The organism is Methanoculleus sp. DTU007, from assembly GCF_001512385.1.
Classification (GTDB): Archaea; Halobacteriota; Methanomicrobia; order Methanomicrobiales; family Methanoculleaceae; genus Methanoculleus; species Methanoculleus thermophilus.
The window spans coordinates 3,128-11,280 of sequence record NZ_LFRO01000044.1 but is presented as its reverse complement, the minus strand read 5'-3'; the positions used below and the strand labels follow the sequence as shown (position 1 = coordinate 11,280).

Here is an 8,153-nt window from a genome sequence, read left to right as displayed (position 1 = left end):
GACGCCATCGGGACGCCGAAGGTAGGGTGCGACTGCGAGAACTGCCAGGCGATGATCGCAGCGGGGAGGTCGAGGCTCCGGACGTCCCTCCTCGTCGAGACTGAGGGCAAGCACATTCTTATTGAGTCGTCGCCGGATCTTAGGCAGCAACTCCTCCGGGCCTGCTCGCCCCAGATCGACGCGGTCATCTGGTCGCACGGTCACTACGACCACTTTATAGGGTTTGGAGAGTTTTACCGGGTGCAGAAGATCCCCCCGGTCTATGCGGCGCCGAATGTGATTGACTACTGTTCCGGCTACCTTCACTTCCTCTCCTTTGAAAAGCACCCGCACCCCGTCTACGAGCCGTTCGACCTCTTCGGCCTCACCTTCACGTTCTTTGAAGTGAACCACCCGCCGGTCTACACCTGCGGCCTCCTCCTCGAGCACGACGATGTAACGATCGCCTACACAAGCGACACAAGGGAGGATATCCCGGACGAGAGCAGGGACCTCCTCAAGGAGGCGGATATCGATCTCCTCTTTCTCGACGCCATCGCTCCTGCAGGCTACTCCATCACCAAACACATGAACTACGCCGAGGCGGTCCGGTTCGCACGCGACGTCGGGGCGAGGGATTACCGGTGCGTCCACATGAGTCACCTGGTCCCGCCGGGTATGCCGCACGCAGGATACGATATGGAGACGTTCTGCTGGGAGTAAGGCCGTCAGACACCCGCACCCACATTTATAATCTCTACCGAGACCAACTATATGGTGCATATGGCCATGAAGATCAAACTCCTGGAGTTGACTGACGATAAGGCCCGGATCCTCTTTGAAGGCGAAGGCAACACATATATCAACGCGCTCGCCGCCGAACTCTTGAACGATCCCGACGTGGACGTGGCGCAGCGCCGTCAGGCGTTCAAGTTCACCGACCCCGAACTGGTCGTCACAACAATTAACGGCCGGCCCCCTCTCCTTGCAGTCACCGATGCTGCAAAGCGGCTCTCCAGCGTAGCTGAAGAACTCCTCCGGCAGGTCAAAACCCTCGATACCGCATAAGACTGCCCATGAAGAGGAGCGCCGAGGGCTTCGCCCGGATCGCGCGGGAGGTCTTTGCCCCCATCTATCCCGTCATCGCCGAGCAGGCGCTCGAGTGGTCCGGGATACGGGACGGGTTTGCGCTTGATATCGGGAGCGGGCCGGGCCTTCTTGCCGTCGCGCTCGCCGAGCGGAGCAACCTCTCCGTCATCGCGCTCGATGCCGACCCGGCGATGTCCCGGATTGCCCAAAAGACTGCCGCAGACTTGCCGGCCAGAGTAATCCCGGTCACCGGCGATGTCCACTGTATGCCCCTCCGGGACGATTCCGTCTCCCTCGCCGTCAGCCGGGGCTCAATCTACTTCTGGGAAGATCGGCCCCAGGCATTCCGCGAGATCGAGCGGGTCCTCCGACCCGGCGGCGTTGCGTTCGTCGGCGGAAGTTTCGGGACCCCCGAGATCAAAAAAGCCATTTTTGCTGAGATGCGGCGGCGAAACCCGAACTGGGACGACGACGTCGCCCGGCGAAGCGGGCAGGCGACTCCCGAGACGCTCCGCCGGGAACTTAGAGAGAGCGGTCTCGCCCACGCCCGTATCCGGGAAGAAGAGGAGGGGATGTGGGTGGAGATCAGAAAAGGCGTGCTCAGTCCACGCGCTCGGTAAAGATGATCGTCCCGGCGATCCGGGTGATCTTCACCTTCACCTTCTGACCCGGTTTTGCGTTTGCGACATACATTGTGTAGCGGTCGAGTTTCACGACGCCGTCACCGCGCTTCGAGAGGAACTGCGGGGTGACCTCCATGACTGCCCCCTCGGTCGGCTTTACCGCTGCAGAGGAGTCCTGGGTCGCCTTTCTCTTCCGGACCGGTCTGTGACCACCGCAGGCGTCGCACCGGAGCATCAGGACCCGGTCGCTCTTGACGAGGCGGGTATCCGGCTTTCCACACTCGGAGCAGATGACGTAGTCGTCGACGTAACCCTTGATGATCGTGCTGATCTGTTCCTGCTCGAACTTCCCCGAGAAGATGGCTCGCGTCCCCTCGATCTTGCCGGCGGTGCCGAGTTCTCCGAGGAGGTGCTTCATGAGGTGATCCTGGTCGCGCCGGAGAGTATTTGCAATCTCTGCGAAGTTCTCAAGAACAGTGGTCTTCCCCTCGATGAAGACGCGGGCGGTCGGAACCGTGAACCTATCCTCAAACTCCGTCGGCTCCGTGATATTGGTATAAGCCTTCTTTAGAAGATCCTCGTATGAAGGAGTCATGCCTCAGTATTGGTCGCGCGACGTCAAAAAGTGGTTCCCCAAACTCCCGGGCTTGCACATACTTATGTAGATAGGCAACCCATCAGTTTTACAGTATGTTGCCGGCACAGGACCTTGAATTGCTGCGCAAAACCCTCGGACGGGACTTAACCGACGTCGAGATTGCCTGCTTTGAAAACCTCTGGAGCGAACACTGCAGTTACCGGTCCACCAAAACACTTCTCCGGACGCTGCCTACCACCGGGAGCGAGGTGCTCCTCGGGCCGGGAGACGATGCCGCGATCGTGCGGTTCAGCGACACCTGTGCCCTCGCCATCGGGATGGAGAGCCATAACCACCCCAGTTACGTAGACCCTTACGACGGCGCCGCCACCGGAGTCGGCGGGATCGTCCGCGATGTCCTCTCAATGGGCGCCCGGCCCATCGCCCTGATGGACCCGCTCTACTTCGGCCCCCTCGCAAGCGAGAAGAACCGCTACCTCTTTGAGCACGTCGTCGCCGGGATCGGGGATTACGGCAACTGTATCGGTGTGCCGGTCGTCCGTGGTGAACTCGTCTTCGACCCATCCTATTCGGGAAACCCGCTCGTGAACGTCGTCTGCGTCGGGACCGTCAAACCCGACCGCTACATCACCGCCCGGGTAAAACGGCCGGGGAGCCACCTTGTCCTGATCGGCTCCTCGACAGGCCGGGACGGGCTTGGCGGCGCATCGTTCGCATCCCGCGACCTTGCAGAGGATGCGGAGGCTGCCGACCGGCCGAGCGTTCAGGTCGGCGACCCATACACGGAAAAGCTCCTCATCGATGCAATCCTTGCCATGGCGGAGACCGGGAAGGTCCTCTCCTGCCGCGATCTCGGGGCCGCAGGCCTTGCAGGAGCATCGAGCGAGATGGCGAGCACGTTCGGCGCCGTCATCTACGCCGATCGGGTCCATCTTCGCGAGACCGGAATGACGCCGCGCGAGATCATGCTCGCGGAGTCCCAGGAACGGATGCTCATCGAGGTGGCGCCCGAAGACGTCGCCCTGATGGGGGAGATCGCAGAGAAGTATGATCTCCGCTGGAGCGATATCGGTGAGGTTATCGAAGAACCCCGCTACATCGTGAAGTTCCACGGCGAGACCGTTGCCGATCTCCCGATCGACCTCCTCGTCGGCGGAGCCCCGCTCTGCGCCTGGGACAAGAAGCCGTACTCGGCCGAAACCCCATTCGTCCGCCCGACGATGCCGGTAAAAGACCTCGCGCTCGCGGTCCTTTCGCACCCCGACGTGGCCAGGAAGAACTGGGTCTACGAGCAGTACGACAAAGACGTCCAGCTCCAGTCGGTCTCGCTCGTCCACGACGCAGCAGTCCTCCGACTGGAGGATAAAGCCCTCGTCCTCTCCTGCGGGTGCAACCCCCGGCACATTTATTTAAAGCCCTTTGAAGGGACGGCAAACGCCGTCATCGAGAACGCGAGCAACCTCGCCTGTCTCGGCGCCGACCCGCTCTGCATCGTCGACTGCTTGAACTTCGCGAGCCCCGAGCACCCGGAGACCTACTGGCAGCTCGAGCAATCCATCCTCGGGCTCGGGGATGCGGCGCGCAAGATTGAGACCCCGATCGTCGGCGGCAACGTCTCGCTCTACAACGAAAGCGACGAGTTTGGTACGCAGATCAAGCCCACGCCCTCGCTCGGGATGGTCGGACGGGGCGAGATCCGGAGATGGACGGCGCCAAAGAGTGGGGAGAAACTTGCCCTGATCGGGAAGACCGAGCCGGACTTTGGCGGATCGGTCCTCGACGCAGTCACCGGATGCGGAGGATCCGCACCCGCAATGGCCGATCCGGCCGTCGTTGCCGTCGTTCGCGACCTTGTGAGGGAGGGGCGGGTCACCACCGCAACCGATCTCTCCCGGGGCGGCCTTCTTGCCGCGCTTGCAAAGATCGCGCCGCGTGCGGACGTCACCCTCACCGGCGATCCCCTGGAAGAACTCTTCTCCGAGACCTACGGTCGGTTCCTGGTCGCGGTTCCGGATGAGTCGGCCCTCGCCGGGGTGGAGGGCCGGATCATCGGCACCGTCGGAGGCGACGCCCTCACCCTCCGGCTGAAGGGCGAGACGGTCGTCATCACGCCGGAAGAACTCGAGACCGCGCTCTCCACCACGACCCGGACGATGCGTTTCTAAACGACCTTCTCTTTTTCCAGCTGCCGGACGAGATCGGCCAGGGCATCGATCGGCGCCCCCTGCCGCAGATCCTGCACCGTGAACGAGACCGCACCCCTGACGTCGGCGCCGCGGTTTGAAAGCATCGCTGTTACGGCTTCAAGCGTCTTACCCGGCATCCCGCCCGAGGTGCAGAAGACGACGGCCGCCTTTCCTTCGATGCCCACAAGGGCGCCGATTGCCGCGTTCACCGCAGGGGTGGGGTTGCCCGCCCATACGGGGGTTCCAAGAGCAACAATGTCGTAGCCGGAGACATCGATGACGGCAGGCTCGATCCTGGCAAGTTCCCCACGCAGGGCTCGCGGAGCGCCCCGGAGGTACATCCCCACCTTCGAGTACCCTGCAAGGTCCCGGACCGCGACGAGATCGCCGCCGACTTCCGCGCTAAGCCGCTCGGCCACGGTCCGGGTGTTGCCGGTCTCCGAGTGGTAGATGATACAGACAGCCATACCAGGGGATATGACAGGTTAGTATAAAAACGAGGATCCAAAAAGAAGAGGAGTATTACTTCCTGAACTGCGGCATGAACCCGCGGATCTCCCTTCCCACCTGCTCGATCAGGTGCTCTTCGTCCGCTTTTGTCAGCGCGGTGAAGACCGGGCGGTTCACCATGTTCTCAAGCATCCACTCCCGGGCGAACTCGCCGCTCTGGATCTCCTCAAGGATCTCCTGCATCGCCGCGTAGGCCTCAGGGCCGATGACCCGGGGGCCGCGGGTCAGGTCGCCGTACTGGGCGGTGTTGCTGATCGATTCGCGCATCTTCGTAAACCCGCCCTCATAGATCAGGTCGACGATGAGTTTCATCTCGTGCAGGACCTCAAGATACGCCATCTCGGGCGCGTACCCGGCATCCACCAGGGTCTCGAACCCCGCCTTGATGAGCGATGTCACCCCGCCGCAGAGGACGGCCTGCTCCCCGAAGAGGTCAGTCTCGGTCTCCTCGGCAAACGTCGTCTCGAGTACGACCGCACGGGTCGCGCCGATTCCCCAGGCGTAGGCGAGCGCGATGGCGCGTGCCTTCCCTGTTGCGTCCTGATGGACGGCGATGAGCGCAGGAACGCCTTTTCCCTCCTCGTAGGTCCGCCGGACCATGTGCCCGGGCCCCTTCGGGGCGACCATGACCACATCGACGGTGGGTGGGGGGACAATCTGGCCGTAGTGGATGTTGAACCCGTGTGAGAACATCAGGCAGGCGCCCTCTTTGAGATAGGGGCCGATTGCCGTGCGGTATATGGATCCCTGGCTCTCGTCGGGGAGGAGGATCTGGACGATATCGGCACGCTTGACCGCTTCAGCCACGGGGTAGACCTCAAAACCGTCCTCGGATGCCTTCTGCCAGCTGCCGCCCGGCCGCAGTCCGATAATGACCTGACAGCCGGAATCGCGCAGATTCAGCGCTTGACCGCGGCCCTGAGAGCCGTAACCGATGACGGCGATGGTCTTGCCCTCCAGGGTGCGGGGGTCTGCGTCAGACTCGTAGTATTTCTGTACCATAGTTCTCTCACACTCGGTTGGGCAGCAGACCTGATAAATACTATATAGCAGAACTGCTCCCTCCGGAGGGTCATTTTAAGGTTGATGAAGTGAAACCTTGATCCCAATACGTGATTGAGGATTTGTGATGGATCTGCCAGATGTCCAGTCCAGCCTGCCCGAGGTTCGCATCAACCTGACCCGGGTGGGTGTGAAGAACGTCAAAAAACTTGTTGAAGTCGCCAGACCCGGCAAACGGCCGGTCATATTCATCTCCGTCTTTGACGTCTTCGTTGATCTTCCGGGAAGTCTCAAGGGTGCAAACCTCTCCCGGAACTTCGAAGTGATCGATGACGTGCTGCAACATGCCATCGACGGTGATGTCAACGGGATCGAGGAACTCTGCAGTGCAGTGGCGAGGAAACTCCTCGACCGGCATGAGTACGCGGAGCGGACCGAGGTCCGGATGCGGAGCCAGTTCATGGTCAGACGCGAGACCCCGGTCAGCGAGACGAGCTGTCATGAGGTCGTGAACGTCCACGCAAGTGCAGTAGCCCAGAGAAACGATGGGAACCCGATCATCCGAAAGAGCATCGGCGCTGAAGTAACCGGGATGACCGCCTGCCCCTGCGCTCAGAACATCATGAAGGATCATGCCCTGCATGTCCTCGAGAACCTTGGCGTGGAGGAGGAAAAGATCGAGGCATTCTTCAAGGAGGTGCCGATGGCCACGCACAACCAGCGCGGTCGGGGCTTCCTCTGCATTGAGACAGATGACGATCAGCATGTCAGCCTCGAGAAGATCATCAAGATCCTGAAGGATTCCATGAGTGCGCGCATCTACGAACTTCTCAAGCGGGGGGACGAGAGTTACGTGGTGATGGAAGCACACAAGAACCCGCGGTTCGTAGAGGACTGCGTTCGCGAAATGGCCCGCAAGGTAATCGCGCAGTTCAGGTATCTCCCAGGAGATACTGTAGTCACGATTAAGCAGACGAATGAGGAGAGCATTCATCAGCACAATGCTTACGCGGAGCGAAAGGCAACGATAGCGGAGCTCGTCGCGGAGATGGACAAAGGCGCACTATAAAACTGATAATATTTTTTGCACAATATATTATGTAAATCAATATTATCATCAAGTGGTACGCGTTTTACGAAAGGTATTATTTCGAGAGACACTAGAGCGAAAGCTATAAACTCTGTTTTCGTCATACTTCTTTCCGACGTACTCGCGTACGTTTCCAGTACAACATTGTGTGGTAACAAATCTGCATAACACCGGTATAGTGTTCAGAACACCAAATATCGGAATGAGGCGATATATTTGTCGAAAGTTGTAGAGATTTCCCCAACTACGAGACATGAAGGCCACTCAAAGCTCGTTCTGAAGGTCAACGATGAAGGCATCATCGAGCGTGGAGACTGGCTCAGCATCACCCCGGTGAGGGGTGTCGAGAAGCTCGCCATCGGCAAGACGATGGATCAGGTTCCAAAGATTGCATCGCGCGTCTGCGGTATCTGCCCCATTGCACACACCCTGGCGGGTATCGAAGCGATGGAGGCATCCATCGGGTGCGAGATCCCCGAGGACGCGAAACTCCTGCGCTACATCCTGCAGTGTGCCAACAGGATGCACAGCCACGCCATCCACAACATCCTGTCCCTCCCGGACATGTACCTCCCCGGGACCGACATGAAGATCAACCCGTTCTCGAAGGAAGAACCGGTCAGGAGCGTTGCACTCCGGATCCAGCGGATCCGTGAGATCGGCCAGACCATCGGCGAGATCGTCGGCGGAGAGGCCATCCACCCGAGCAACCCCCGCGTCGGCGGTATGTACAAGAACATCACCCCGCGTGCGAAGGCGAAGATCTACGACCTCGCGAAGGAAGCTCGTGTCCTCGTCCAGGAACAGATGGAGTTCATGATCGCGGTCTTCCGGAACTACCAGAAGCGCGACTGGGCAGAGGTCGGCGGCGTCGAAGTCCCGATCCCGAAGGACCTCGGTTACCACAACCAGGGTTACATGGCCGTCGCACCGGTCTACGGCAGCTCCAGCCTCGACGAGACCCCGATGTGGTTCCCCGAGCGGTTCACCGAAGTCCGCCCCTGGGACTGGTACATGGGTGAGGTCGAAGTCACCGAGGCCGACCCGAACTACCCGGTAGGCGGCACCACCCCCGT

General features: G+C 60.4%; 9 protein-coding genes. 6 read left to right on the top strand and 3 right to left on the bottom strand.

Annotated features, from left to right (window positions below; translation table 11 throughout):
* The 3 genes from ACI94_RS05155 to ACI94_RS05145 form a co-directional block, all read left to right on the top strand.
* A partial coding sequence (locus ACI94_RS05155; protein ID WP_286681176.1) for an MBL fold metallo-hydrolase occupies positions 1-702 on the top strand: 702 nt, incomplete at its 5' end.
* Positions 703-762: 60 nt separating this feature from the next.
* Positions 763-1,047, top strand: a complete 285-nt coding sequence (locus ACI94_RS05150; protein WP_273258979.1) for a DNA-directed RNA polymerase subunit L — start codon at positions 763-765, stop codon at positions 1,045-1,047.
* Between the two features lie 8 nt (positions 1,048-1,055).
* A complete protein-coding gene (locus tag ACI94_RS05145; RefSeq protein WP_066956048.1) occupies positions 1,056-1,688 on the top strand; it encodes a class I SAM-dependent methyltransferase in 633 nt (210 codons plus the stop codon).
* On the opposite strand, the gene ACI94_RS05140 is transcribed toward ACI94_RS05145, so the two are convergent.
* A complete protein-coding gene (locus ACI94_RS05140; RefSeq protein ID WP_066956046.1) occupies positions 1,669-2,286 on the bottom strand; it encodes a translation initiation factor IF-2 subunit beta in 618 nt (205 codons plus the stop codon). The two genes, ACI94_RS05145 and ACI94_RS05140, sit on opposite strands and share 20 nt — an antisense overlap.
* 95 nt (positions 2,287-2,381) lie before the next feature.
* Here ACI94_RS05140 and purL point away from each other — a divergent pair, with 95 nt between their 5' ends.
* The gene (gene purL, locus ACI94_RS05135; RefSeq protein ID WP_286681175.1) at positions 2,382-4,454 is read left to right on the top strand and encodes a phosphoribosylformylglycinamidine synthase subunit PurL; all 2,073 of its coding nucleotides are present in this window, start codon (positions 2,382-2,384) and stop codon (positions 4,452-4,454) included.
* Here purL and ACI94_RS05130 read toward each other — a convergent pair.
* Positions 4,451-4,942: a flavodoxin gene (locus ACI94_RS05130; protein ID WP_066956041.1), complete on the bottom strand. Its 492-nt coding sequence runs from the start codon at positions 4,940-4,942 to the stop codon at positions 4,451-4,453. The two genes, purL and ACI94_RS05130, sit on opposite strands and share 4 nt — an antisense overlap.
* A gap of 55 nt (positions 4,943-4,997) precedes the next feature.
* Complete coding sequence (gene ilvC / locus ACI94_RS05125; RefSeq protein ID WP_066956038.1) at positions 4,998-5,987, bottom strand: ketol-acid reductoisomerase; 990 nt, start codon at positions 5,985-5,987, stop codon at positions 4,998-5,000.
* 127 nt (positions 5,988-6,114) lie between these two features.
* Between ilvC and mptA the strand changes: the two genes are divergently transcribed.
* Together mptA and ACI94_RS05115 are read left to right on the top strand one after the other, a co-directional pair.
* Positions 6,115-7,056, top strand: a complete 942-nt coding sequence (mptA, locus tag ACI94_RS05120; RefSeq protein WP_066956035.1) for a GTP cyclohydrolase MptA — start codon at positions 6,115-6,117, stop codon at positions 7,054-7,056.
* A gap of 237 nt (positions 7,057-7,293) precedes the next feature.
* Positions 7,294-8,153 (top strand): nickel-dependent hydrogenase large subunit (locus ACI94_RS05115; RefSeq protein WP_286681177.1); only part of this gene is annotated, 860 nt, incomplete at its 3' end.

Excerpts from the sequence above, each read along its gene's own strand:
- ACI94_RS05150 (WP_273258979.1), top strand. The coding sequence starts at position 763 with ATGGCCATGAAGATCAAACTCCTGGAGTTGACTGACGATAAGGCCCGG.
- ilvC (WP_066956038.1), bottom strand. The coding sequence starts at position 5,987 with ATGGTACAGAAATACTACGAGTCTGACGCAGACCCCCGCACCCTGGAG.
- ACI94_RS05130 (WP_066956041.1), bottom strand. The coding sequence starts at position 4,942 with ATGGCTGTCTGTATCATCTACCACTCGGAGACCGGCAACACCCGGACC.
- ACI94_RS05145 (WP_066956048.1), top strand. The coding sequence starts at position 1,056 with ATGAAGAGGAGCGCCGAGGGCTTCGCCCGGATCGCGCGGGAGGTCTTT.
- ACI94_RS05140 (WP_066956046.1), bottom strand. The coding sequence starts at position 2,286 with ATGACTCCTTCATACGAGGATCTTCTAAAGAAGGCTTATACCAATATC.
- purL (WP_286681175.1), top strand. The coding sequence starts at position 2,382 with ATGTTGCCGGCACAGGACCTTGAATTGCTGCGCAAAACCCTCGGACGG.
- mptA (WP_066956035.1), top strand. The coding sequence starts at position 6,115 with ATGGATCTGCCAGATGTCCAGTCCAGCCTGCCCGAGGTTCGCATCAAC.